Genomic DNA, 25,765 nt, shown 5'->3' on the forward strand with positions numbered 1-25,765 from the left:
GGCGCTGCTCGGGAGAGCGAATGCAATACACACCAGAGCTACACATGATTCAGCGAGCCACCAGCGAATCCATCGCGGGGGATCTCAGGCGCGCTGTTGAGTTCATGAACTTGTCCAACCAGGCGCAGGACTGCGCGACAGCGCGCAAGTACTACAAGAAGGCGCGCATGGCTCATGATGCCGCGGATCAGCTCCTAAGACAGCAGTTGCCGGCGTCCCCGAGTGCGCGTGCGGAGTTCGGAGCGGCGATCGCGAGACTCAGGTCTCGTTTGGTGGCGTACGAGAGCGTGCATTCGTAGCGCCGGCGTAGCGATCAAACATGGCCCTGCGCCCGTCCTGCCGCTTCGCACGTCCTCCGCACGGCTGGGTCAATTGCTGTTGCGTTGTGCTGCCAGCAGGGCTGTCATCGACCTGACTCTGCCGCGACGTGCGCGGCGCCGTCGGTGAAGATCAGTTCGACCCGACGGTTCGATTGGCGGCCCGCGGCGCTGTCATTGCTCGCGATGGGGAAATCTTCACCCTTGCCGACCGCCGTGATCTGACTGCGATCCACACCCTGCCGGATCAGGCTGCCCTGCACGGACTGAGCCCGGCGTTCTGACAAGTCCATGTTGTTCTGCTCCGAGCCCACATTGTCGGTATGGCCTTCGATGAGTACTTTGCGATCGGGTTGTTCTTTCAGGGCTGTGGCGAGGCGGTCGAGCGGTGCGTCGGCGCCCGGTCTCAACGTCGACTGCGCGGAGTCGAACAGCACGTCGCCAAGCGTCAGAACCAGGCCTCTGTCGGTCTTCTGCAGTTTCATATCCGCCAGCTCCGCCTCGAGAGACTTGGCCTGGTTACGCGCATCGCTCGCTTGATTGGCACTGCGCTGCGCGTCACGCTCGCGCGCCTGAAGCAGAACTGCCTGCCGCTGAGCCGTGCCATCGGCGACTTGCTCGTTGGCTTGCGCGATCAGAATCCTCTCGTTGGCGATTTGCGCGCTGAGCACGGCGTTCGTGGCTTCGAACTCCATGTCGGCTGTCTTGCTTTTGGATTCGGCGAGACGATTTGCCGCGTCCAGTGAAGTGCGTGCGTTGGCGATATCGGCTGCCGCTACGCCCGCGCGTGGCGATTGTTCCGTTTCCGGCACCAGGGTGCGCGCTCGTTCCAGTGTCTCGCTGCGCTCGGGGGTGGCATTGCACGCGCTTAGTATCGCGGCTACCGCCACGCTCAGCACGATGCGCTTGTTGAATTTCATGTCCGTGACCTCATGCGTATGATTGGGAAACGATCAGCGTTGTGTTGGCGACGTGCGTTCGGCTTCTGTGCGTAACACCTCGACGCTGGCGAGTACTTCATCAGCGGCCTTGCGTGCGCTGGCGCTCTGCGATTTCGCTATCGCAAGCTCGGCATACAAGTGCGCCTGCGTGGCCGAGCGCTCCGCCTCCTGCTGCTGCTCTTTGGCGAGCGCAGCCTTGGCCGTGCTCAGTTTGTCTCTGGCCTGCTGCAGCTCTATTGCGCCGGCTTCGGATTGCCCCACGGTCTGTTGTGCCTGCTGAACCGATGCGTCGCTGCGGGCGACTCGCTCCTTCGTGAGGGAGGAAGTGTTAGTGCATGCGCCGAGCGTCGCGAGGAGGCTCATGCCAACGGCCAGTGCGGTACTCTTTCGGTGGCTATGTGTTGCAACAATCAACCGCGAACAAACATCTCCGAGACCAGTCGAGGAAGCGCGCATTGAAATTATCTCCGTTCGGGTGAGCCTGCCGGATCGGCAGCTCATGTGCTGAGATTGCGCCGCCGCGCTCGGGATCTCGGTGCGCTGACGCACATAGGGCGGATGCGCGCGATTGGCATCGCCAGCTCGGAATATTCATCCGGGTGTGCGCCAACGTACATCGCGGTGACTCCGGTGCGCGTATCTTCAGCGGCGAGGCTGAAACATTCTCAGCCCTTGCGCGAGAGTTCATTGGTTTCTTGCAAACAAAGTGCAGGTGAGAACCGTCTGGTGGCGACATTGACCGGGCCGGACCGAGAGCGCTTGTTCGCTGACTTCGAGCAGGTCGAGCTGCAATCCGCTGAGGTCATCTGTAGATCGGGCGAGCGGATGCGAGAGGTGTACTTCCCGACCGAGGGCATCATCTCCCTGGTAACCACGCTGCGCGATGGATCGCGTCTGGAGGTCGGCAGCATCGGTCACGAGGGTATGCTCGGCTCGTCGCTCGTCCTGGGCGTCAACACATCTGCGCAGCATGCAACAGTCCAGCGGTCAGGCATGGCGTGGCGGCTCGGTGCCGACGCTTTTCAGCGGCATTTGCGGAAGAACATCGCACTGCGCGGGCTGCTGAGCTGTTATGTGTACGTGCTGATGGGGCAACTGGCCCAGACGACGGCTTGTTCGCACTATCACCAGGTGCGGGCGCGTCTGGCACGGCGCCTGTTGATGACCCGCGATCAGGCGCGTGGGAATCAGTTTCATGTCACCCAGGAACTCCTCGCACATATGCTCGGCGTGCGGCGGGTGGGGATTACAAACGCTGCGAACTCGTTGCGAGATGAAGGTCTGATCGATTACCGACGCGGCGACATCACCATCCTGGACGGGGCTGCACTCGAGCTGGCGTCGTGCGCCTGTTATCGGGGAGCAAACGACATGTATGAGCGGGCTTTGGGCTCATTGCGGTCCGCGCCTAGGTCTCGTGGCGCTGACGAGGCATCAGCGCGGCGGACGGCGCATAAGCTTAGTGGCTGAGACACTATCTGCTCATGCCCGGATGAATGCCGAGACTGCCGCCTTCATTTTCCCAGGTTCTCACGGCAGCTTTTTGCTGCCGGTCCTGGCTGCTGTCCTGGCGCCGGTCCGCAGCGGAATCTGCATCGACTGATGCGGTGGAGCGATCTGCGGTTTCGCTCCGAGCGTGCAAAGGGTTGCACAGGGCATTGATCCACGGATTTTGGCGCCAGCCTCCGGCGTAGCGCCGGCCCGGCGTGTTCCAGCGATTTCCGATTGTCGTGCGACGCATGGGGTTCTCCTGAAGAGGATGGGGTCATCGTCCTGCGGCGAGTCGGCGTTGCTGCGCGCGGTCAGCCAAGGCAAGGACGCTACTCCTGTTGCAAAACGTAACTGTGCGCGGATGCCGCGCTGCCGTCGGTGCGGTATCCAACTTAGGCGATGCTCGACTCGGCAGTGTGCGCCACGGGCAAAGGATGCATCCGGTAACATGCATCCAAGATGGCCCAGATTCTCAACAGCGCCCGTAACCATAGTTACACACCGTATCGCGCAGCGTCGCGCACGCACCGAGCATGAGCGAAAGCAGGCTCACTTCAGACCTGGCCAGGTTGCCGCGTGAGCCCGTGGATCGGGTGACCAATCCGTTCGGCAGGTTCCTGCGCATCGAGACGCTCGGCGGCGTGGTTTTGCTGGTTGCCGCGCTCGTTGCGTTCGTGCTTTCCAACTCTCCCTGGGCGCACTTCTTCGCTGCCTTTTGGGACTTGCCGATGGGGTTGCGATTCGGCGCGGTCGAGTTCGTCCGCTCGCTCAGAGAGTGGATCAACGATGCCTTGATGACGGGGTTCTTCTTCCTGGTGGCGGTCGAGCTCAAGCGCGAGCTGGTGCTGGGTGAGTTGAGCAATGGGCGCGTAGCCGCGTTGTCGATCGCCGGCGCGCTGGGCGGCATGATCATGCCCGCAACGCTATATCTGCTGTTCCAAGCCGGTCAGGCCGGCGGTGCGGGTTGGGGCACCGTGATGGCAACTGATACCGCGTTCGTCATCGGCTGTCTTGCGCTGCTGGGCCGACGTGTTCCGCCGGCCTTGGGCGTGTTCATGCTGTCGCTGGCGATCGTCGACGATGTGGGAGCAATACTGGTCGTTGCCGTTGGCTACAGCGCTCAGATCGCCTGGTTGCCGGTCGCATTCGCTGCCGTATGTATTGCAGGCATAGCTGCCCTGGCGCGGATAGGAGTGCGCAGCATGCCTGCGTATTTTGTGATGGGCGTGCTGGTCTGGCTCGCCATCGATGCCTCGGGCATTCATGCCACGATTGCGGGAGTCATTCTCGGGCTACTGACACCGGCTCGCAGATGGGTAAGTGATGAGCGGCTATACGCGATACTCGACGAGGTCGTCGCGCATCCGGATGCCGCGGCGGACAGCAGCGACACCAAGGATCGGGAAACGCTGCAACTGGCGGCCATCGCTGCCCGCGAATCTCTGGCTCCGGTCGAACGCATCCAGATTGCACTCCATCCCTGGGTGAGCTTCGTCGTCATGCCGGTGTTTGCGCTCGCGAACGCCGGCTTACCCCTGGCCTTGACCAGTCTGGATGTTTCACTCACGGCGACGATCTTCTTCGCGTTCGTCGTGGGCAAGCCGGCGGGAATACTGACCTTCTGCTGGCTGGCGGTGCGCACGGGAATCGCAACACGTCCACCCGGGTTGAGTTGGGGAGTGCTGGCGGGGGGCAGCGTGCTTGGCGGTATCGGCTTCACGATGGCGCTCTTTATCGCCGGTCGCGCGTTCGACCACCATCTGATCGACAGCGCCAAAGCGGGTATTTTCGCGGCATCGATCGTCTCGGGCGCACTCGGCCTTGCAGCGTTGGCGTGGGTGTTCCGCAGTGATTCGCGATGCTGAGCTCACGTGTGACGCAATTGGGCCGTCGCTGTGCAATGTTCGCTAGCGCACCGACCGGAAGATGCCCTCAGTGCATAGTAGGGTTATATGGAGGAGCCATGAAGCTCGAAGGCAAGGGCGACAAGCAGCCGGGTTGGTCATCGTTATCGATATCGAAGTGGGATCAAGCCAAACCCACTGATGGCCGCTCCGACAAGATTCGATTGTGGCGGCGACGAGCGTTGTCGAAGCGCGGTGCGCGGCTGCACATGAAAATGGCCGCGGCTGGGCGATCGAGTTCGTTGGCCATGCTGGACGAGACGGGAGTTGTGGTCTGTTGGTACGGCAGCCCGGATGGACGCGACTACGCCTCCGAGGAAGTCGAGGACCGTCATTTGTCGCTGTTCTACGTCTCCGAGGAAGTTGCAAGGCGACAGCCGTATCGTGATTTGCGAGCAGCGGTTATCGATGGCCACCTCACGCGGCGAGCGTGGCGCCGCCGGCGGGACGGAAGCGCGTTCTTGGGCACTTTCGATATCGAACCAGTGGTGCTTCGAGACGGGCGAGTGCAGGGATTCAGCTACGTGGCGAGCGCTCCGGGCTGAATCGGGAGCGCCGAGCGCTGTAAACTTCACCTGACTCCGCGCTTCACGATTAGATGCTGCGTCGGTGTATAGTCGTTAGCGCACACAATCTGGTGGCGCGCGGAGCGCAAATATGCTCGGGCCCCTCTCAATGACGGCCGCCCACGATCCTCGTCAGAATCAACTCCTGGCCGCGTTGCCCGCGGAGAATCTGGAGCGAGTGAGCAAAAGTCTGAAGCTCGTAGAGCTGCCGCTGGGAGAAGCCCTATACGAATCCGGTAGTCGTCAGCGGGCGGTGTACTTTCCGACGACCGCGATCGTTTCGCTCCTATATACGTTGGCAGACGGTTCCTCAGTGGAAATTGCCGTGGTCGGCAACGAAGGGATCATCGGTGTGTCGCTCTTCATGGGCGGCGAAACCACTCCGAGCCGTGCGGTGGTGCAGAGTGCTGGCTACGCCTACCGATGGTCTGGCAAATTTCTCAAGGAGGAGTTCACGCTCGGTGGACCGATGCAGCATCTGCTCCTGAGGTACACGCAGGCGCTGCTGACGCAAATGGCGCAGACCGCCGTGTGTAACCGGCATCACTCGCTCGACCAGCAACTGTGCCGCTGGCTGTTGCTGAGTTTGGATCGTTTGGTCGGCAACGAACTGGTGATGACACAGGAGTTGATCGCCAACATGTTGGGCGTGCGTCGTGAAGGTGTGACAGAAGCGGCAGGCAATCTGCAAAACGCCGGATTGATCAAATACAGTCGTGGACGCATCAAGGTGCTCGATCGCCCGGGCCTGGAGGCACGGACCTGCGAATGCTACGCCGTGGTCAAGAAGGAGTTTGATCGCCTGCTGCCGGCCGTTACGCAGTCTTGATTCACGTGGCTGGACGCGGGGCGCGTGCCGTCCGCGCGCCGGGAACGAAAGTAGCGAGGATGGCTGCTTCGTCCCCCCTTGCGAGCGAGCAGGACTTCTTTGTTTGCTGGTAGCGTGCCAGCGCCTTGATTGAGAGTGCGGACACGGCGCGCGCGTCGATGTGAACGAGCGGGGAGGGAATGTCTCTTGCCGCGCTTCCCACGTCGACATCGGTGCTACGAATTGGCGCTGGGGGGCCGAGGGCGGGCGAGTCCTCGGGTCGAGCGATTTCTTCGCGGTTCATGCCCTGATCCTGGCAATGCTTCAACGAGCGTCGCTATGAGGATGCGCCGACGCCCAGTCGCCCTCGGTGCGGTGGCGCACATATGAGTCAAGTACTCGACCGATCGTCAGTGACCGTATCGTTCATGGGCCACTAATGTCTCTTGCGCCTACGCTTGTCCGCCCGGCTGCTATCGTGCCAATGGCCATGCCAGCATGATCAACGGCACGCCCAACCCGATGACAAGCAATGACAGCGGCGCACCCAGGCGTGCGTAGTCGCCAAACTTGTATCCTCCCGGGCCCCACACTAGCGTGTTGCATTGATGCCCGATTGGCGTGAGGAAGTCACAAGCGGCTCCCACTGCAACGGCCATGAGGAATGCATCCGGCTGAAAACCAAGACGGCCAGCGAAGCTCACGGCGATGGGCGCCATTACCAGCACGGTCGCCGCATTGTTCATGAACGGTGTCAGCGCCATGGCTGTTGCCATGATCAATGCGAGCGCTGCGTAGGGCGGCAGTGAATGAGCGATGTGCGAGAGCCAGGTCGCAATGAGATCCGCGCCCCCCGTCGTGCGAATCGCCTCACTCACCGGAATCAGAGCGCCGAGCATGACGAGCAATGGCCACGGCACGGTCGCATAAGCCTCTCGCAGCGACAGCGAACCAAACAACACTACGATCAATGCAGCGGCGAAGAACGCCAGCCCGACCGGCAATAGACCTGTGCCCGCCAACAACATGGCGCCCGCCAGAACTGCAACCGGGACCACACCGCGACGGGCACTGCCGAGCCTGATCTCCCGGGGGGCCAGTGGCAGGCAGCCCAGATCTCGCAGCAGCGCAGGCATGTTACCGAGCGAGCCCTGCAGTACGATGATATCTCCCGCTCGCAGCTGGATGTCGCGCAGTCGATCGGCGAAACGCTGGCCACTGCGACTTACTGCGAGCAGATTTACATTGAACCGCGCATGCAGTGCCAGATCTCCGGCAGCCTGGCCGATGAGTAGCGAGTCGGGACCGATAATCGCTTCGATACCGCCGATCTCCTCATTGACCTTGTCGCCCCTCGTGCTGCGAGCCTCGCCTGCCAGTTCGAGGCCCACCCGCGCGAGCGCTTGCTGTAGAGCTGCCGGCTCCCCTTGCAGCAGCACGATATCGTTCTGTCGCATCACCAGATCCGGGAGCGGCGATATTCTCTCGCCGTCGCGAACGATAGCCGTCACGACAACCTCTGGGCCAGCAGATCCACGCAGATCGGCCATTGTCTTGCCAACGATCGTTGACTCGGCCCGAACGCGGCCCTCGGTGAGATAATCATGAATATCCATGGCTTCGCCCAACGTCGGTGCTCCTGCGCGATCCAGCGGCAGCAGACGATATGCGATGGCGAGGAATACGATCCCGACCGCCGCGAGCCCGACGCCGACGGGTGCGAAGTCGAACATCGCGAAGGGCGCGCCCGTGATTTCGGCACGCAGGCGCGAAACGATGATGTTCGGCGACGTACCGATCAGTGTTGTGAGCCCGCCGAGCAGCGAACCGAAGGCCATGGGCATCAGAAACACCGAGGGTGAGGTTTTGGAGCGCTTGGCCATCTGAAAAGCTACCGGCAGCATCATCGCAAGTGCGCCGATGTTTTTTACGAAGGCGGATAGCACGGTGACGGTAGTGACCAGCAGGACGAGCTGGGTACGTGTAGAGGTGATCTTCGGTGTGAGCGGATGCAGGACGGCCTCGATGATGCCGGAGCGCGCCACTGCCGCACTGACCAGTAAGGCACTGCCCACGATGACCACGATATCGTCGCTGAAGCCCCTGAATGCAGCCTCGAAGGGCACCACGCCGACGACTACGGCAGCCAGTAGCGCAAGACCAGCGACAAGGTCATATCTCAGACGTCCCCACACGAATAGCGCCATCATACCCGTGAGGATCGCGAAGGCGAGGATCTGCTCCATCGTCATGATTCTATTCCGCGGCGGTGCAAGGCACGTGAACACCTCGGCTGCACGGCAGGGGACATCGAATCAATTGCCTGCTTGCCGCAAAGTTCCTGCGCCGCGCGCGGTGAACCGGTGAACCACGCCAGCCGAGCGGCTCGTTCTTCTTGCTGAGAAGTCGTCAGGCCGTCGAGTGTAAGCACTCGATCATGACCGGCTCGCAAGCTAAGCCGGGTCCAATGACTGCTGGCTAGCGTCGCCTTTGGTAAGCATGACGTAACCATTCTTGTCGTTCAGCGGAAAGTCGATCGCGCAGCGTACTCCTCGGCTCGCGAAGTCGCGCTGCACTTTGGCCTCCAATTCATACTGCACGATACGCTCGATCAACTCACTGCCGAAACCGCGCCGGGTCGGCGCAGCCACGGGCGGTCCGCCGGTTTCGATCCACTCGAGCGACAGACGGACATCTGGCGTCGAATTCATGACTTGCCAGCTCACGTCGACCTGGCCCGCGGCCGTGGACAACGCGCCATACTTGGCCGCGTTGGTGCACAGTTCGTGCATTGCCATCGAGAGCGTTTGGGCTGCCTTCGCGGTCAGGCATATGCGCTGCGTACCGGCGATGTGAATGCGATCTTCCTTGCCTGGACGGTACACGGCCAGCTCGCCGGATACCACGTCGTGCAGCTCGGCATGGTGCTGCTGATGCAAATTGAGCAGATCGTGGACCCGGCCCAACGAGCGGATGCGAGCCTGGACGATCCGTGCAAAGTCGCTGGGTGAAGCCGCGCTCTTCACGGATTGCGCGACCAATGAGCTGATGACAGTGAGCGTGTTCTTGATGCGGTGATCCAGCTCCGCGACCAGCAGCTTGCGGTGATCCTCGATCAGTTTGCGCTCGGTGAACTCGCGCGCAATCGTCGAGGCGGCGACGATCTTGCCGCTGGCATCCTTGATCGGAGAATGCGTGAGCGAGACATCGATCTGCTTGCCGTCTTTACGGATTCGATCGATCTCGAAGTGCTCGACTCGTTCACCTCGTTTCACTTTGTTCAGGATCTGCGGCACATCGTTGCCCTGGTCGGGCGGAATCAATATGGAGAACGGCTGACCGATCGCCTCGGCCGCCGTGTAGCCGAAAATCGCCTCGGCGCCCGCATTCCAACTGGTGATCGTGCCGTCGAAGGTATGGCTGATGATCGCGTCCTGCGAAGACTCGACGATCGCGGCGAGGTGAGCGCTGGTCGCTTCGTGACGTTTGCGGGCTGTGATATCCAGGAACGTGATCACCACGCCGTCGATGATGTTGTCCACGGTGCGATACGGCCGCATGCGCATCAGGAAGACGGTGTCGTCCTCGACGATGCTCACTTCGTGCTCGATGACGCTGAGAGTGCGTAGCACTTTCGTTACATCGCGACGCAGATCGTTGTAGTGGATGCGCGTGACGAGATCCGTGATCGGCCGTCCACGATCGCTGTCGCGCAGATGAAAGAGCTCGGTCATTGCCGGCGTGAAGTACGTGATACGCAGCTGGTTGTCGAGAAAGAGCGTGGCGATCTGCGTGCTGTCGAGCAGATTCTTCAGATCGCTGTTCAGGCGCGTCAGCGTCTCGTTCTTGCTGCTCAGCTCCGCGTTGACCGTCTGCAGCTCCTCGTTGACGGACTGCATCTCCTCCTTGGCGGTCTCCAATTCCTCGTTCGAGGACTGCAGCTCCTCGTTGACCGATTGATACTCTTCGTTGGCGGATTTCATCTCCTCGTTGGAGGTTTCCAGCTCATCGATGGTGGCCCGTAGTTGTGTTTTTGTCGTCAGCAGTTCCTGTTCCAGTGCCTGCACGTCAGGGTGCGGCGTGTCGGCGCCGCCCTTGGCATCCTGGCCTGCGGAGGGAACCGGGGTTTCCTGGAAAGCGACCACCCATCGTCTGCCCTCGGCGCCGCGCTCATCGGCAAGGGGCGCGACGATGAGCTTGATCGAACGATTCTTGCGGTCGATCTTGAGCATCGGGTGCTCGCTGGTCACGGTCTGTTCTGTCCGGTGCGCTCGTTGCATGGCCGCCCGTACTGCCGGGCGCAGCGCCTTGCGAACGATGCCGAGCAGGTTCAGGCTCGCTGTCCCGGGCGAGGGCTCGAGGAAGCGGCCGAGCTCTCCGCCCGAAAAATGCAGGATGTCATGGTGCCGATCGATCACTACATAGGCGGGCGAGTGTTTCTCCATGACGCGCCGGACTTCGACGTCGATGGGATCGGTGCCGCGCGCCGCGGGTCTCGCCGCGAGATCGGCCTTTGCCGTCGGCGGCGGGGCCAGGAGAAAGTCGGGTGCCGCGGCCGAGGTCTCGCGGCGCTGGAAGATCCGATATTTCTTGTCGATCGTCGCAAAGAGCTTGGTCTTGCGCGTGATGCTTTCCGACTGTCCCAGATATAGATAGCCACCCGGCCGCACTGCGTAGTGGAAGGTCTGCATCAGACGATCCTGCAGGCCCGGTTCCAGGTAAATAAGCAGATTTCGGCACGAGATCAGATCGAGCCGTGAGAAGGGCGGGTCTTTGATCACGCTATGCGTGGAGAAAATGCACATCTCGCGGATTTGTCGCACCGGACAGTACTCTTCACCGTCCGTCGCGAACCATCGCTCGATGCGCTCGCGCGGCACGCCGTCCATTCTCCTGTGATAGCGAGCGGCTCGGGCAACCGCGACCGCCGCATCGTCGATGTCGGTACCGAAGATCTGAACTTTCAAATCAAGCCCGTGGCGTTCCAGCGCTTCTCTAACCAGAATGGCGATGGAATAGACCTCCTCGCCGGTGGCGCAGGCCGGTACCCAGATCCGGATCGAGTCATCGGTGTGCTTGTGCTCCAGCAGTTTCGCAATGACGCTCTTCTCCAGGGTCTCGAAGGCCTGCGGATCGCGGAAGAACTGAGTGACGCCGATCAGGATCTCACGGAATAGCAGTTCGACCTGGCGCGGCTCCTTACGCAGACGGTCGATGAAGGCGGGCACAGTATCGATGCGCAATACCTGCATGCGGCGCTGGATTCTTCGCAGCAACGTATTGCGTTTGTACTGGCTGAAGTCATGACCTGTGCCGGCGCGCAACAAAGTGCAGATCGCGGTGAGATGCTCAGGCATATCGACGCGGTTGCCATCGCCGTCTTTTCGGGGGGCGATCTCATGCAGGTGCCGCTGGTAGTCCCTGAGCAGGCCCGGCATCTGCGCGACGGGAATGATGTGGTCGACCAGGCCCGTGGCGGCGGCGCTCTGTGGCATGCCACTCATGGCCATGGCATCCGCGTTGGCCTGCGCCAGACTGAGGCCGCCGTGTTCCTTTATCTTCCGCAAGCCCAGCGTGCCATCGCTGCCAGTGCCTGACAGCACCACGCAGACCGCCCGTTCACCCTGATCCTCGGCTAGCGAAGCAAAGAAGGTGTCGATCGGCCGCCGATGCTCTCGCGCCGGCGCGGGTTTTGACACGCGCAGCACACCGCCTCGCAAGGCGAGCGTCGCATTCGGCGGAATGATAAAGATGCGGTTGGCGCCGACGCGCATGCCGTTAGCGGCCTCCACGACCGGCATGGCAGTGTGCCGGCCGAGCAGGTCCACGAGCATGCTCTTGTGGTGCGGGTCGAGATGCTGGATTAGGACGAACGCCATGCCAGAATCCGCCGGCATGTTAGTGAAGAACGTCGTGAATGCCTCGAGTCCACCGGCAGACGCGCCTATGCCCACCACCAGAGGTGCGATGGATTCCACCGCAGACGATCTAGCGCGGCCGGTTGATCGCGGCAAGGCCTTCTTTTTGCCAGCCGCGCGGGGTCTGGAACTCTTTTTCCGCGCGGTCATGAATATTCCCGACTCTTTAGTAGCAAGTCTTCGCGTGGCGAAGCCGCTCGCCCGGCAGGGAGTTGGCCATTTCCATGCCGTGGATGATAGGCACGCCGAGGGCCATCTTGGCGAGTCTTTTTGCAGTAGCTGCTCATAGTGTGTTCTCGCACAGAAAGCGACCGGTGGGGTCGGAGCGCCGATCAGTCGGAGGCGCAGTGAATTTGTCGATGATTTGCGGTCATCGCAACGCCACAGGGAGCCTTTGCGCTGACCGGCGGCTGAAGCGATGCAGCTCGTCCCGAGTTTTTTCCCGGCTTTTGAGCCCTGGCATTCCCGCCGTGGAAAGCGCATAAGTGGCGCGGTAGCAAATGACAGCGGAGATCGCCATGAGCACACAACAGTCGACGCGAGAGGCGATCACGGATGGAGTCATCACGGCGAAAGTGAGGGCGGCCCTGGGAGAGGATCCGATCACCGCCAGCTACGATATTTGCGTGCAGACGCTGGCCGGAATCGTCGAGCTCAGCGGCTTCGTCGGGACGGACATCGTACGCATCGAGGCGCTGCATGTTACGGGGCATGTCCATGGGGTGCTGCGAGTCGAGGATTCATTGGACGTGCGTCGCCTTGGTTGAACCGAGGATCAGCTCGACGCGATGCAGGGTCCCGTCGTCCAGCAGCTGTATGCGTGGCTTGCCTGAAGACAGCGGAAGCCCATCCAGAGCGACTGCAGTCACGCCGTGGCTCACGCCGTTGGGATTCATGACGGCGATTTCATAGCGAGCCGAGCGATATCTGAAGACTACGTCGAAGCGCGGCCATTGTTTCGGAATGCAAGGCGTCAGCAGTAGCTGCGTTCCCTGAACGTGCAGGCCGAGAATGGCTTCGATGCCGGCGCGGTACAGCCATCCTGCCGAGCCGGTGTACCACGTCCAGCCACCGCGTCCGACGTGAGGTGCCACTGAGTAAACATCGGCGGCGACGACATAGGGTTCCACCTTGTAGCGGCGAACCGCCGTTCGGGTGCTCGTGCGGTTGATCGGGTTCAGCAGAGCAAACAATGCGGCTGCTTCGTTTCCCTGGCCCAGTCGCGCACAGGCGATGACGGACCACGCAGCAGCGTGAGTGTACTGTCCGCCATTCTCCCGAACGCCGGGCGGATAACCTTTGATGTAACCAGGATCGTGCGACGTGCGATCGAAGGGCGGCGTGAACAGTAACGCGAGACCGTCGTCCGGCCGGATGAGTTGCTCATCGACCGCTGCCATGGCTCGAGCGGCGCGCGTCGCATCGGCAGCGCCGGAGATGACACTCCACGACTGCGCAATGGAGTCGATGCGGCACTCGTCGCTGGCTGCCGAGCCTAACGGCGTGCCGTCGTCATAGTATCCGCGTCGATACCAGTTGCCGTCCCAGGCTTCGCGTTCGAGCGATTCGCGTAGTTTCGTCGCGTGCGTTATCCACCGTTCGGCACGCGCCGTCTCGTTCCGGGCGATGGCGAAAGGTGCAAAAGCACAAAGCGTCGTGTGCAGAAACCATCCGAGCCAGACGCTTTCGCCGCGGCCCTGCTCGCCGACGCGATTCATGCCGTCGTTCCAGTCGCCCGTTCCTATCAATGGCAAGCCATGCACGCCGAGCGTGAGGCTGTCGTCCAGAGCGTGCGCGCAATGCTCGAAGAACGTCGCGGCAGTATCGGAAATATTCGGCTGGAAGTACGCGTCGTGTTGCCCGGGTTGCAGCGTGCCGCCTTCGAGATACGCGATGCTTTCGTCCAAAACCGCGGTATCGTCGGTTCTGATGAGGTAGTGGACGGCGGCGTACGCGAGCCACACTCGATCATCACTGATGCGCGTACGAACGCCTTGCCCGGCCGGTGGCAGCCACCAATGTTGCACATCTCCTTGCCGGAACTGACGGCCGGCTGCGCGCAGCAGATGTTCACGAGTGAGCGCTGGCTGCGATGTCACGATCGCCATCCCATCCTGCAGCTGGTCGCGGAATCCATAGGCGCCGCTGGCCTGGTAAAACGCCGAACGCGCCCAGATACGGCACACCAACGTTTGATATAGCAGCCAGCCATTGAGCATCAGATCCATGGAGCGATCCGGTGTTTTGACTCGAATCGTGCCGAGCGTTTCGTCCCAGAAATCCTTGACGCGGGTGAGCACGGCATCGAGATCGGCGTTGCGATAGTGTTGCAGCAGCAAGCGTGCATCGGCCGCGCTCGCGGCTTCACCGAGCAGGAAAACAATTTCGATGCATTCGTCCGGCTCGACCGTGATCGACGTCTGCAGTGCGCAGCAGGGATCCAGGCCGGCTCCGACGCGCCCGGAAAGCTGAGGGACGACGCCCAACGCAGCCGGTTGCTCGAGTGTGCCATGCCGTCCGAGGAACTCGCAGCGGTCGCCGGTCCACTGCGTTTGCCGACCAGCGAGATCTGCGAACGCGACGTGTGACGCGAACTGAGAATTCCATGGATTGCGAGCGAACATCGCGCCGGTCTGAGCATCCATTTCCGTTACCACGAAGGGCGCGGATGCGGCGCGTGACGTGCCCAGGACCCATTCGACGTAGGCAGTCACGCAGAGGTGTCGATTTCGCGTCGAGGTATTGCGGATCCGCAGTCGAGAGATCTTGATGGAATCCTCTAGTGGCACGTAGAGCAGCAGCTCGAGCGCGACCTCATGGGCGTGATGTTCGAAGGCGCTGTAGCCCCAGCCGTGACGAACGTGATAGGGCGCGCTGGCATCGCATGTCGGCGCGCGCGTCGGGGTCCACAGTACTCCGGTATCCTCATCGCGCACATACAGAACTTCACTGGGCCGGTCGGTCACGGGATCGTTGCACCATTGCGTGAGCTGATTCTCGCGACTGTTGATCGACCAGGTATAGCCGCCGCCATCGGCCGAGATCTGAAAGCCGAAGTGCGGATTGGCGATTACGTTGATCCACGGCGCCGGCGTTGTTTGTCCGGAATCGAGAGTGATCGCGTACTCACGCCCGTCATCCGCGAAGCCGCCCATGCCGTTGAAGAATTCCTGTTGTGGCGGCGTCGGTACGCCGGTGCGAGCGCTGTTACTCACTCTCGGCCGCCGCATTCCTGTCGGAGCATCCGCGGGACCCGCGCGACGGTGCAGTTGATCTGCAAGTGCGCCTCTCGCACCGATGAATACAGCCCGCGCAACTGACGACAACGTCGCGCGTGTCTCGGCGGAAATCAGGTCGGTGCGTAGTACGAAGACCGACCCCTTGGTGCTGTCGACATGAAGCTGTGGTTGCGATTGGCGCGTGCGGACCATCCCTTCGAGGGCAATTTGCAGATCCTGCACATAAGACGCGGCGCGCTCGTTGAGGATCACCAGATCCACGGCGAGTTGCTTCAAGCGCCAGTATTCGTGTGCCTGCAGCAGCTGCCGGGCGATTGCCATGTCCTCTATGTGCTCGATCCGCAACAGCACGATCGGCACATCGCCCGAGATGCCGTGGGCCCAAAGGGTGGGTCGCGTGCAGCCACCGCGCTGAATCGCCGCCGAGGAGGGCCTCAAGGAAGCATCGGCGAACAGGACATGGCCGGCGACGCGTTGAAACAAGTGGGCTTCTTCCGCCGTGATGCCCAGGTGATGTAGTTGTACTTGCGCCTGGGTCCATGCCAGCGTCGCGGCGCGGCTGAAGGCGTTGGCGTCCCGATGTTTGTCGAACAGGTCCAGCACGCTGGCGCGAGTGGCTGAAACGCAAGTCCAGAACGATAGCCGCGCCAGTGCGCCTGGCTGGATGCGAACGCGCTGTCTGAGCGCGAACACCGGATCGAGCACGGTACCGACGGTCTTGGTCAGCGGCCGACCATCCATGACCGCGACCGGTTCATGAGCTTCGCAGCCTCGCCCCAGAAAACGGGCGCGATCGGTCTCATATTCCACCGTCCCCAGGATCGTGCCTTCGACGGCCACGTGATGTGCCGCCCAGATTTCCGGCTCGCCGTTGGCGCGCCGTCGCCTAGTTGCCAGCAGGACGCCGAGATTTGCCACGAACTCGGTCTGGACGAACAGTTTCGAGAATGCGGGATGGGCCGCGTCGGCCGCCGGTGGAGCAAGCGCCAGCTCGCCGTAAGAGGTGACATCGAGATCGATCGCGCTATTGCCTGTATTCGTGATCGAAACCCGTCGGACCTCGGCATTGTCCTCTGGGGATACGACGACCTCGAGGGTTGTGATGACTGTCGCGTCGACGCGCACGAATTCCGCACGGTCCTCGCTGAATGTGACTTCATAACTGTCGGGTTCGACGCCACACGGCTGAAAGCCCGCCGACCACACCGCGCCGCTGGCGGCATTGCGCACGAACACGTAGCTGCCCGAATCATCGCGTGTGGCGTCCTCTTGCAGACGCGTGATGCCGATGTCGCCCCATCTGCTGTAACCAGACCCGGCGGCGCTCAGCATCACCGCATAGCGTCCGTTCGAGAGAATATGTGTCTGCGGAGTGGCGGAATGCGCGGTGTGCAGCCGTCGCAACGTAGGCATCTGTCGGTCGTCGCTGCGCACGGCGGCTGTCACTTCTTCGGCTCTTGGATGAGTAACGGACACATCACGCGGCGTCCGTTCGTGCAACAGCAACTCGGCAGCCTGCACCATGGGGTCGGCGTGGAATCGCGCACGCATCCTGCCGTCGAACAAGACATTGGCCGCAGCTGCGATGGTCATTCCTTGATGGTGTGCCATGAAGGCCTTGACGATCACGGCATCGGTGCCCTCCGGCACCCGGGTACGTGTGTAGTCGAGCGCTTCATAGAATCCGTACGTGCCGAGTGCGCCTGCACTGGCAAGGCGCGCATAGTTCAGCATCGCCGCCTTCGGATCGACCATGGTTGCAAGACCCGTTGCGTACGGGGCGATGACGAGATTTTCGCTCAGGCCGCGTTTGAGTCCGAGGCCGGGCACGCCGAAGTTGGAATACTGATAAGTGAGCTCCAGATCGCGCGCGCCATACGCCGATTCGGAAACTCCCCATGGAATGTCCAGCGATGCACCGTAGCCAATCTGCCGGCGCACGATGAGGCGGCTGGTCTGTTCGAGCAGGCTGCCTGCCGGTGCGCGCAGGACGAGCGATGGCATGAGGTACTCGAACATCGAACCGGACCAGGAGATGAGTGCCGCGCCACGTCCAACCGGCGTGACTTCGCGACCGAGCCGGAACCAGTGGCTTGCCGGCACATCGTTTTTCGCGATGGAGAAGAAGCTCGCCAGACGTGCCTCGGATGCCAGCAAGTCGTAGCAACTCTCATCGAGCACGCCCTCTGGGACGCGATACCCAATGGCAAGCAGCTTGCGCTCAGGGTCGAGAAGGAAGCCGAAATCCATCGCCAGGGCCAGCTCGCGTGCGCAGGCTGCAAGTGCCAGCAGCCGTCCCGGCATGTTCTGGTCTCCAGTTTCCGGCGCTTGGAGGTCGCGTTGCCAGCTTTGGATCGAGCGCTGCGTCGCCTCCGCCCAGAACAGCAGATCCTGATATCCCGATGCATCACGCTCGCTCGCCAGGGCTCGAGCGCCGTCGCTCAGGATGGTTGCTTGCGTGTCGGCGTGGACGAGCGCAGTCGTGATATCCGCAGTGGGCGGTTCGCGCTCGAAAGCTTTGCATAGTCCCGTCAAGGACTCGGCCAGCTGCTGGCGCGTGAGCGACTGAGTGCGATGATCGTCCGGAAGTCTCAGCAGAGCATCACGGGCCAGGTGAACGGCATCCGCAATGCCGTCGAAGTGAGCTGCGGTACCGATCGGGACACGGATCCACTCATGGCAGGCATTGGCGACTGTGAGCAGGTGTGCTGCCAGGTTGCCGCTGTCGACCGAGGATACATACTGCGGTTCGAGCGGTCGTAGATCGCGCGTGTCATACCAGTTGTAGAAGTGGCCGCGAAATCGTTGCAAACGCTGCATGGTCGCGAGTGTCGCTTCCAGGCGCTCGATGCTTTCCAGCGTTCCGGTCCAGCCGAAGTCGCGAGCACTGACGGTGCACAAAAGATACAAGCCCATGTTCGTCGGCGACGTGCGATGTGCCACGACGGGCTGCGGATCCTCTTGAAAGTTGTCCGGCGGCAGCATGCGGTCAGTGGCGCAGACGAACGTTTCGAAATATCGCCAGGTGCGACGCGCGACCAGGCGCAATTCCCGACGATCGGCGTCGCAGACGGGCAAGCGACCGGCGACCAGCGGCGATGCGCTGATCCAGCGTGCGATCGCGGGTGCCGCGGTCCACAGCATCACGAACGGCATTGCCACCCAGATTGCCGCGAACTTTCCGAAGGCAAGCAGGGTCACGGCGCTCAGCGCGGCGAGCACGCTTGCGCTCATGTGCCGGTAGATACCCGCCAGTCCCGGTTGCGCGGCGAGCTGCGATTGAGCCGCTGTGACCCACTCGAGCAAGTTGCGTCGGCTGATGGCCAATCGATACAGCGTGCGGCAGATGGCATCGACCATGAGCCAGGCCTGATGCGGGAGAAATGCGATGAGCAAGCCGATCTGCGTGCAGGCGAGCGCCACGTCCTGACTCCAGGCAGTCAGATGACTGCGGGCGATGACGCCGCGTCGAGGCACTATCGCAGCCAATGCTGGCAGGAGCGCCGGTAGCGCAATCGCCGTCAGCACGAACGCGGTCCATATCGAGGCCGCGTGCAGCGGCAGCAACCAGCCTGTCAGCAGAGCGAGCAGGGCAGTCGGAGCGGACAGACTGCGGCGCAGATTGTCGACCATCTTCCATTGGCCGAGCAGCGGCAACGAGCCAGTGCCGCGTCGAGCCGCATCCGGACGACCGAACAGCCACGGCAGCAACTGCCAGTCGCCACGTACCCAACGATGATGGCGTGCCGCCGCGACGTCGTAGCGCGCGGGAAATTCTTCGATGACCTCGACGTCCGAAGCGAGTCCGGCGCGTGCGAAGGTGCCTTCGAACAGATCATGGCTGAGCAGCGAGCCGGTCGGGACCCGATCGGCCAGCGCCGCTTCGAACGCGTCGACATCGTAGATGCCTTTGCCGGCGTAGGAACCTTCGCCGAACAGATCCTGGTACACGTCGGAGACCGCCGCGCCGTACGGGTCGATGCCGGTCATGCTGGAGAAGGTGCGTTGGAACAGCGAGCCTTCGCGACCGATCGGCAGCGACGGCGTCACCCGCGGCTGGAGCACGCCATAGCCTTCGACGACCCGGCCGGTGGTCGCATCGAATCGGGCATGATTGAGCGGATGCGCCAGCTTACCGACCAGCCGTCGCACGGCTTCTCTCGGCAATCGTGTATCTGCGTCGAGCGTGATGACGTAGCGAACATCGGGCGGCACCGGCGGCATACTGGTGTCGATAGCAATGAACGTCGTGTCGACGGAGCCACGCAGCAGCCGATTGAACTCATGCAGTTTGCCTCGCTTGCGCTCCCAGCCCATCCAGTGTTGCTCGCTGTCGCTCCAGACACGTCGCCGATGCAGCGCATAGAAGCGCGCTCCCTTCGAGGGAGCGTCGTGGACACGGTTGAGATGAGCGATGCCGTCGGCCGCTATCTGTAACAGACCGGCGTCGTTGGCGGTTTGCTCGGTCGCCGCGTCGGTCCAGTCCAGCAGCAGCGCGAGATGCAGCTCGCCGTGAGAGGAGGCGAGATAGTGAACTTCGAGTCGTTCGAGCAGTGTTTCGATAGCCTCGCGTGTGGTCAGCAGCGCCGGCACTACGATCATGGTTCGCATGCTCGCCGGAATGCCCTTACGCAGCGACAACCCAGGCAACATCGTTGCGCCGAATCCGCGCGTCAGCGCACGGTTCACCAGGGCGACCGATAAGTCGAGGGCGGGAATCATTCCCAGCAGTGCGCACACCAACAAATACGACAGCGCGATTCCCTCGGCCGCCAGTGCGGCCAGTGGTACTGAGATGATGAGCGTAGCGACCAGTAGCACCGAAAGAATGTAGCCAATGGGTCCTACTGCGTCGCTGAGGACCCGCGGCCAATGGAGCAGCGGTGCGCGGTATCCAAGGAGCTTTTCAAAGCAGCGTCGTCCGCGTCCCAAGAGATGATAGCCAGGGTCCCGCTTGCGGAGCGCCTCGGGATCGGAGGCGGCAATTGCTTGGGTGGCGGCGATCAGGGCATGCGTTGTTTCCAACTCGCTGCAGGCGGACCGGTGGGACAAGGTCTCGATGGCGCTGCGATATAAGTTGCGGGTGGCGAAATCCATTTGTGCCAGATCGGTCTCCCGGCGCAGCACCGCCTCGACCAGGCTCACGGCTTCGAAGAATTCCGCCCAGTTCACGTCGGAGATCAGGCGCATGCTGGTGATGATGTTGCGCACGGTGACGTTGGTCGCACCCTGGCGCTGGTGCTCGTCGTAGACCATCTGATCGGAGGTGGTGCCCTGCGCGATGAGCTGCTCCTCCAGCCACTGCAGCGCTGGCGTCACGCGTGGGTCCTGATCGCGCAAGCGCTTCACTACCTGCACCACGAACGATGCGGGGAGCTCGCCGTGCCTCTGGAAGTATCGGAACAGCGCCTGTTGATCGATCGTGAGTCCATTCACACCGAGCAGCCGGTCGGCGACTCGATCGGCCTGTTCGCGCTCGGCTCGAGCGCTCACGATGCGTTCGGCAGCGCGGCGCAGGTTCTCTACCAGCACGATGCGCAGCGTGATCGCCATGGCCCATAACTCGCCGATCGTCAGCGGTTGCACCACTTGGTACGCACGCACGAAGCGAATCAACGCGTCCAGATCGAAGCGGCTGTCGCTGTGCGCGACGCAGGCCCACGCCATGCCGAAGATACGGGGATAGCCGGCGAACGGACCGTCGGCGAGCTTCGGCAGCTGTCGATAGAAGCTCGGCGGCAGGTCGTTGTGGATCTTGCGGATCTGTTGTTCGATCACATGATAGTTGTCTACCAGCCATTCCCCGGCGGGTGTGATGTTGCTGCCTTTGCTCGCTGCCGAAGTAATCGTGCGATAAGCGCCGAGCAGCACCGCCTCGTTATCGCTCAGGCGCGTATTGAGCGAGCGCCTGCGTTGCGGTCGCGTCGTGACGGGTTGTGATTGCGCCAGGCTTTCAGCGTGCTGTTCGAGTCGCGTGATGCTGAACAACTCCGCGCGAATCATCGCGGAGCTATTCCAAGGCGGCGCGGGCCGCTGCCACCCAGGCAGGCGAGATAAGATCCTTTTCAAGAAAGGTCTGCTCCATGGCGTACTTCCGTGGGTGCGCGTGGAGGCGTGAGATCGATCGCGCGCGTCACTGCGGCTGTAATTAGCGGCTATCGGCGCATACTCCGGTGAGTCTCATTCGTTCCAGTACGGCGCCAGCGACGATGGTAGATCGAGTTCAAGGACATGTCTCCAGCGAAGGATTCCAGCAGGCACTGTGTGCCTGAGGTGTCCGAGCCGTCGGTACGGTAGCGAACTTATAGGCGGCATCGGTTACGGTCGCATCGGGGCTATGTTCGTTAGCGCACGGACGCCGTACTACATTCCGCCACACATTGCGGGCTGTCGTCAGGAGCGGTGAATGAGTTACAAGCTGATTTCTTGGATGTCGCTGAGTTCGCCGCGCCCCGAAAGCTTGCTGGCGTTGGCATTGCTGATGGCGCTCACGACCTTGGGCTCCCCGTCCCGGGCGGAAGCGCCGGACAGCCTGCCGGATAACGCCACGGCAGCTCGCTCTGGAATGGGCTGGGAATGCATGACTGGCTTCCAAAGAATCGCCAATGGCTGTTCGCGTATCGCCGTGCCGGCGAACGCCTACCTGGACGCATCGGGGAATGAATGGCGATGCAACCGGGGCTACCTGAGAACCAGCGACGGGTGCACGTCAGTCAAAGTGCCGCAGCATGCCTATCTGGATGATTCATTCGGTAGCGGCTGGCGGTGCGAGCGCGGCTATCGCGAGGCGCAGGGCCAATGCCTGGCCATCAAGATCCCGAGCAACGCGCACTCGGTCGACTCGTCGTACGGTCCAGGTTGGGAGTGCGATCGCGGCTTCCAGTCCTCGCAGGCGGCCTGCATTCCCATCGAGCTGCCGGCGAACGCATTTCTGTCGCGCGCTGGAAGCAGTTGGGAATGTGAACGTGGCTTCCGCCGGGAGGATGCTGCGTGCGTCGCGGTACGAGTCCCGGCGAATGCTCATCTGGACTACTCTGGCGACGCCTGGAAATGCGACCGGGGCTTTCACCTCCACGGCGCGGCCTGCGTCAACGATTGATATCCACAGTGCTGACGACCAAAAGGGGTGATCCATGAGCAAGGGCCAGGACCGAAAGAAAGACCAGAAAAAAAAGCCAACCAAGACGCTCGACGAGAAGCGGGCGGCGAAGAAAGTCAAAAAGGCGGAACGAGCCGCAGCACGCACCTTCTTATAGGGTTACGGAGGATTGGTGCGCGGATGGCAGCGGCGCGGCTCGTCTGGTTACTGAGCATCCGCAATCAGTGCGCGCTGGCTTGTTTGTGGGACTTGGTGTCGACCAAGCAAATTATCTGACCGTCCCCCTTACGAACGAAGATGTTCCAGTGGGTGATGACCGCCACCGAGGCCGCCGACAGCTCGATCACTTCTCCGCCGCTCAGGTCAACGACCAGCGGCGGCATGTTGGTCGCGGGCGCAACCACGAGCAGGTGTTGCGCGCCGTGCACGAGCAAGTCACCTGGCTCGAGCTCGGACAGCTCACGAAAATCGGTCCGGACTTGCTCATATAGATTGGGCTCCAGGGTAAATTGCCGCCCTAAATCCAGGACGCGGCGCTCAGGCTTCTGCGGGCGCGAAAGCTCGATTCGTACTGCCCGCAGGGCGCCACGATCGGCCCGCAAGGACACCAGGCGGACCGCGGAGGGGGCCCAGGCTCCATTCGCTGCGATGGCGAAATATTGCTCCAGATCGGTGTCGGTCGGTCCCACCAGAAGTAGTGACCCGGGTTGCACTTCGGCAAGCGGCACATGAGTCAAATGAACGGCATCCATGGGAGCGTCTCCCGGCCACGGCGACCGATTGTTGCCAGCGTTTTGATTCAAGTATGGAGTTTGCTCTGCTGCAGCCGAACGCTCGGTGCGGTAGCGAACATTCAGTCTTCACTACGCTTCATCGGGCAACTGAAGTAGTCGGAGTATCTTTATGAGCTTGCAGTCGGAGCGCCATTCGGGCGCACCGACTGGATCATCGTGTTGTGTTACAGCGGGCGTCGAGTTGCACTCGTTGCAACCGAGCGCTCACTGGTTGTCGATGTGCGCTCGCCATCGACTTCCTCAGCACTCCTATCGCTGGCGTCGCTTGATCCTCGCGTCACCTCGCCATCGAAGTCCTCCCTGACGACTCTTGCAGTGGCACGTGAGTCCTTGGGAACGCTGGCTTCACTCGTGGAGCTCACGTCCGTAGCACCGGCTTCCTCGAGCACTTGCTTGGCACGCGCGCGCTCTTCGCCATTCTCCGTGTGGACCGAAATCAGAATATTGCCTGCTCGAACCTTCCCTTCGTATTGCTTGGCCTCCAGTTCAGGGATTCCCAGTCCGACCAGAGCGCCAATGAGACCTCCTGTTGCGCCGCCAACAGCTGCGCCACTCAGCGCACCCATGATGGGGCCGGCCGCGATCAAAGGACCGACGCCGGGAATAGCCAGCGCGCCAATGCCCGCCAGCAGGCCCAAGGCGCCACCGACGCCCATGCCCGCGAGTCCGCCGGTCGTCGCGCCCTCGGGGGCCTTGGTGTTCTTTTCATGCGCAAAGTCTCGTGTGCCTGCCTTGTCTGGAAAAAGCACCGAGATATCGGAAGTCGAAACACCCGAGGACTGCAACCGGGTGACAATGGATTCGGCCTGCTCAGGGGTGTTGGCAATGCCGTAGACTGCGTTCTTCATACATGATTCCTCGAATAATTAAAAAATTCAGGTGGCGGCTGCGGGCTCAGCGAGCAACGGAAATTTCGTTGCGCACCTGCTTGCCGGCCGCTGCTTTCATCGCCAACGCTTCGACACGCTGCTTTTCGTCGGCGCTCTCGACCGGGCCGCGCAGCGTTACGACATCGCCGTCGGTAACGATCTTGATGTTGTGCGCTGAGGTCGACAGCGCCTTGTCGTCCAGCACTGCTCTGCGAATGCCAGCGGTAACTGCAATCGCGTCCCGATCGTTCGATTGATCGGTCGGCGACTTGGCAGCCGTGTTCCGGTCTGTCGCATTCGCCTTGGTGTTGTCGGCAGCGACCGGCTTGGCTGCCGGCTCGGTAGTCTGCGCATTCACTGCGCTGACTGTGAGGAGCCCGGCAAGTAGAGCAGTCGAAAATGAAAATGACGTGGGCATGGAGAGGTCCTCGCGGATGGCTGAGATCGAGATGACCGCATGGAGCCCCCGTGTGGCGGACTAACGGCCAGGAGGACGCGAAGTTCCTGCTTTGTTTTGTCCTCGGTCCGCCGCCGCCAGAGCGATTCGCTGCGATCTGCAAAACGCTGTGTTCCACCGTAGGCGTCCGAGCACATGTATCGACCAACTCAACGATCACGCGCTGTTCAATCGTTGCCGAGGCTGTTGTTCAGGGCCTACGTCGCGGCTGCCAATGTGGTCGAACTGCTGGAGACGGAACATCGAGAGGTAGCGGAGTTGTTCGACACGTTCGAATCCGCTGAGGCTACGGACGAGCTCTACGGCGACCGTGACAGTCCTGAGCGAGTACGTCAAACATCACGTCGAAGAGGAAGGAACAGAATTGTTTCCTCTGCTCCAGGGGCAGCGCTCTGAACCTGAAGGCGATGGGGTCCGAATTGGCCGGCCGCAAGCAGGAGCTCATGGCTGAGCTCGGCGGTGACGTTGCGGCCTCTGGAAAGCGAACGGAGCGTGGCGTTGCGTGGTGGCGTTGCGCGACCGGTTAGATACGGGCGCGCAGCGCAAGAGGTGGAGTTGCTGGCCACTCGCCACTCGTTCTGGCCAGGCTTGGTTGCTGCGCTGATCTGCTCATCGGACGGGATACCGTCCGGCGCAACCAAGCATCACGCTCAAGGTTTCGGCGGCGGCATGTCGGAAGGCTTGCGCGCGGCCTGCTGACGCTGCTTTTCTTCGTTTCTCTTCTTTTGCATGTCTTCGCGACGCTTTTTTTGCTGCTTGTAGTTTGGGGTTTTGTTCAAGGTTCTCTTCAGCTTGGGGGGTGAGATGCAGCTGCGATGAGCCGGCTGGCTAGCAGTGTAATACGCTTTGCGCCCCGGTGCTCGGCATCTTTGTCCGTATGAGTTTCAGCACATGCGCTTACCAGCTGCACTCATGGCGGCATCCTCCAGGGGGCACGCTGATGACTGCTTCGGCATGCGGTACCATGACGACGTTCTTGTTGTCCTGCATGCTAGTGGCTTTCTTGTACAGAGGCGTGCGTATGACTCCCGAAATCAAGATGACCGGCCGCCTGATCGCTGCGGCGCGAGCCTTGACCGGAATCAACCGAGAGGATTTCGCGGCGGCGGTCGGAGTGACGACCGAGACGATTGCTGCGATGGAAGCGAACGGCAGCGCCTGGCTGCACTCGGAAAGTGATGCAGAGGCGGTGTGTCGCGCCTTCGATAAATTTGGAATCGTCATGCTCGGTGAAGCAGACGGGATGGGGTGCGGCGTCAGATTGAAGTTCACCCGTCAGGATGTACGACAGATCATGCGCTTCGAAGGCGAGGGCGGCGTCGTCGGCGCTGACGACGCGCCCTGAGGCCCGCAATCGATCGA

The 25,765-nt window shown here is 61.8% G+C and carries 16 protein-coding genes and 2 pseudogenes; 9 read left to right on the forward strand and 9 right to left on the reverse strand.

Going from position 1 to position 25,765, the window contains the following annotated elements:
* Positions 1 to 20: 20 nt before the first annotated feature.
* On the forward strand, positions 21 to 299 hold the full coding sequence (locus D0550_RS15640) for a hypothetical protein (RefSeq protein WP_116810120.1): 279 nt from the start codon (positions 21 to 23) through the stop codon (positions 297 to 299).
* 104 nt (positions 300 to 403) lie between these two features.
* Here the strand turns inward: D0550_RS15640 and D0550_RS15645 are convergent, their stop codons facing one another.
* Both D0550_RS15645 and D0550_RS15650 read right to left on the reverse strand, forming a co-directional pair.
* Entirely contained in the window at positions 404 to 1,237 is an 834-nt protein-coding gene (locus D0550_RS15645) for an OmpA family protein (protein WP_116810121.1), read from the reverse strand.
* Between the two features lie 33 nt (positions 1,238 to 1,270).
* Positions 1,271 to 1,621: a DUF4398 domain-containing protein gene (locus D0550_RS15650; RefSeq protein WP_161965850.1), complete on the reverse strand. Its 351-nt coding sequence runs from the start codon at positions 1,619 to 1,621 to the stop codon at positions 1,271 to 1,273.
* A gap of 396 nt (positions 1,622 to 2,017) precedes the next feature.
* Here D0550_RS15650 and D0550_RS15655 point away from each other — a divergent pair, with 396 nt between their 5' ends.
* The 4 genes from D0550_RS15655 (at position 2,018) to D0550_RS15675 (ending at position 6,048) form a co-directional block, all read left to right on the forward strand.
* On the forward strand, positions 2,018 to 2,728 hold the full coding sequence (locus D0550_RS15655; protein WP_206606319.1) for a Crp/Fnr family transcriptional regulator: 711 nt from the start codon (positions 2,018 to 2,020) through the stop codon (positions 2,726 to 2,728).
* A 554-nt stretch (positions 2,729 to 3,282) separates the two neighbouring features.
* Positions 3,283 to 4,614 (forward strand): Na+/H+ antiporter NhaA, encoded by a 1,332-nt coding sequence (gene nhaA / locus D0550_RS15665; RefSeq protein WP_116810125.1) that lies wholly within the window; start codon positions 3,283 to 3,285, stop codon positions 4,612 to 4,614.
* Positions 4,615 to 4,712: 98 nt separating this feature from the next.
* On the forward strand, positions 4,713 to 5,198 hold the full coding sequence (locus D0550_RS15670; RefSeq protein WP_116810126.1) for a hypothetical protein: 486 nt from the start codon (positions 4,713 to 4,715) through the stop codon (positions 5,196 to 5,198).
* A gap of 130 nt (positions 5,199 to 5,328) precedes the next feature.
* The gene (locus D0550_RS15675) at positions 5,329 to 6,048 is read left to right on the forward strand and encodes a Crp/Fnr family transcriptional regulator (RefSeq protein ID WP_116810127.1); all 720 of its coding nucleotides are present in this window, start codon (positions 5,329 to 5,331) and stop codon (positions 6,046 to 6,048) included.
* 452 nt (positions 6,049 to 6,500) lie between these two features.
* Here the strand turns inward: D0550_RS15675 and D0550_RS15685 are convergent, their stop codons facing one another.
* Complete coding sequence (locus D0550_RS15685; RefSeq protein ID WP_116810129.1) at positions 6,501 to 8,279, reverse strand: SLC13 family permease; 1,779 nt, start codon at positions 8,277 to 8,279, stop codon at positions 6,501 to 6,503.
* A 201-nt stretch (positions 8,280 to 8,480) separates the two neighbouring features.
* Positions 8,481 to 12,428, reverse strand: coding sequence for a chemotaxis protein CheB (locus D0550_RS15690; RefSeq protein WP_116810130.1), 3,948 nt, complete (start codon positions 12,426 to 12,428; stop codon positions 8,481 to 8,483).
* 35 nt (positions 12,429 to 12,463) lie between these two features.
* On the opposite strand from D0550_RS15690, the gene D0550_RS15695 reads away from it, so the two are divergent.
* Positions 12,464 to 12,712: a BON domain-containing protein gene (locus D0550_RS15695; RefSeq protein WP_161965852.1), complete on the forward strand. Its 249-nt coding sequence runs from the start codon at positions 12,464 to 12,466 to the stop codon at positions 12,710 to 12,712.
* On the opposite strand, the gene D0550_RS15700 is transcribed toward D0550_RS15695, so the two are convergent.
* The gene (locus D0550_RS15700) at positions 12,686 to 21,187 is read right to left on the reverse strand and encodes a GH36-type glycosyl hydrolase domain-containing protein (RefSeq protein WP_116810132.1); all 8,502 of its coding nucleotides are present in this window, start codon (positions 21,185 to 21,187) and stop codon (positions 12,686 to 12,688) included. The two genes, D0550_RS15695 and D0550_RS15700, sit on opposite strands and share 27 nt — an antisense overlap.
* A 403-nt stretch (positions 21,188 to 21,590) precedes the next feature.
* Between D0550_RS15700 and D0550_RS15705 the strand changes: the two genes are divergently transcribed.
* Entirely contained in the window at positions 21,591 to 22,283 is a 693-nt protein-coding gene (locus D0550_RS15705; protein WP_116810133.1) for a hypothetical protein, read from the forward strand.
* Between the two features lie 34 nt (positions 22,284 to 22,317).
* Positions 22,318 to 22,440: pseudogene (locus tag D0550_RS36395) on the forward strand (hypothetical protein); the annotation flags it as partial.
* 64 nt (positions 22,441 to 22,504) lie between these two features.
* Here the strand turns inward: D0550_RS36395 and D0550_RS15710 are convergent.
* The 4 genes and pseudogenes from D0550_RS15710 to D0550_RS36400 form a co-directional block, all read right to left on the reverse strand.
* The gene (locus tag D0550_RS15710; RefSeq protein ID WP_116810134.1) at positions 22,505 to 23,035 is read right to left on the reverse strand and encodes a hypothetical protein; all 531 of its coding nucleotides are present in this window, start codon (positions 23,033 to 23,035) and stop codon (positions 22,505 to 22,507) included.
* Positions 23,036 to 23,412: 377 nt separating this feature from the next.
* A pseudogene (locus D0550_RS15715) lies at positions 23,413 to 23,925 on the reverse strand (hypothetical protein); the annotation flags it as partial.
* Between the two features lie 46 nt (positions 23,926 to 23,971).
* Positions 23,972 to 24,364, reverse strand: a complete 393-nt coding sequence (locus tag D0550_RS15720) for a BON domain-containing protein (RefSeq protein WP_116810136.1) — start codon at positions 24,362 to 24,364, stop codon at positions 23,972 to 23,974.
* A 689-nt stretch (positions 24,365 to 25,053) separates the two neighbouring features.
* Entirely contained in the window at positions 25,054 to 25,182 is a 129-nt protein-coding gene (locus tag D0550_RS36400; RefSeq protein WP_275129246.1) for a hypothetical protein, read from the reverse strand.
* Between the two features lie 242 nt (positions 25,183 to 25,424).
* On the opposite strand from D0550_RS36400, the gene D0550_RS15730 reads away from it, so the two are divergent.
* Positions 25,425 to 25,748, forward strand: a complete 324-nt coding sequence (locus D0550_RS15730; protein ID WP_116810138.1) for a helix-turn-helix domain-containing protein — start codon at positions 25,425 to 25,427, stop codon at positions 25,746 to 25,748.
* Positions 25,749 to 25,765 lie beyond the last annotated feature (17 nt).

The sequence above is a fragment of the Steroidobacter cummioxidans genome (assembly GCF_003104955.1).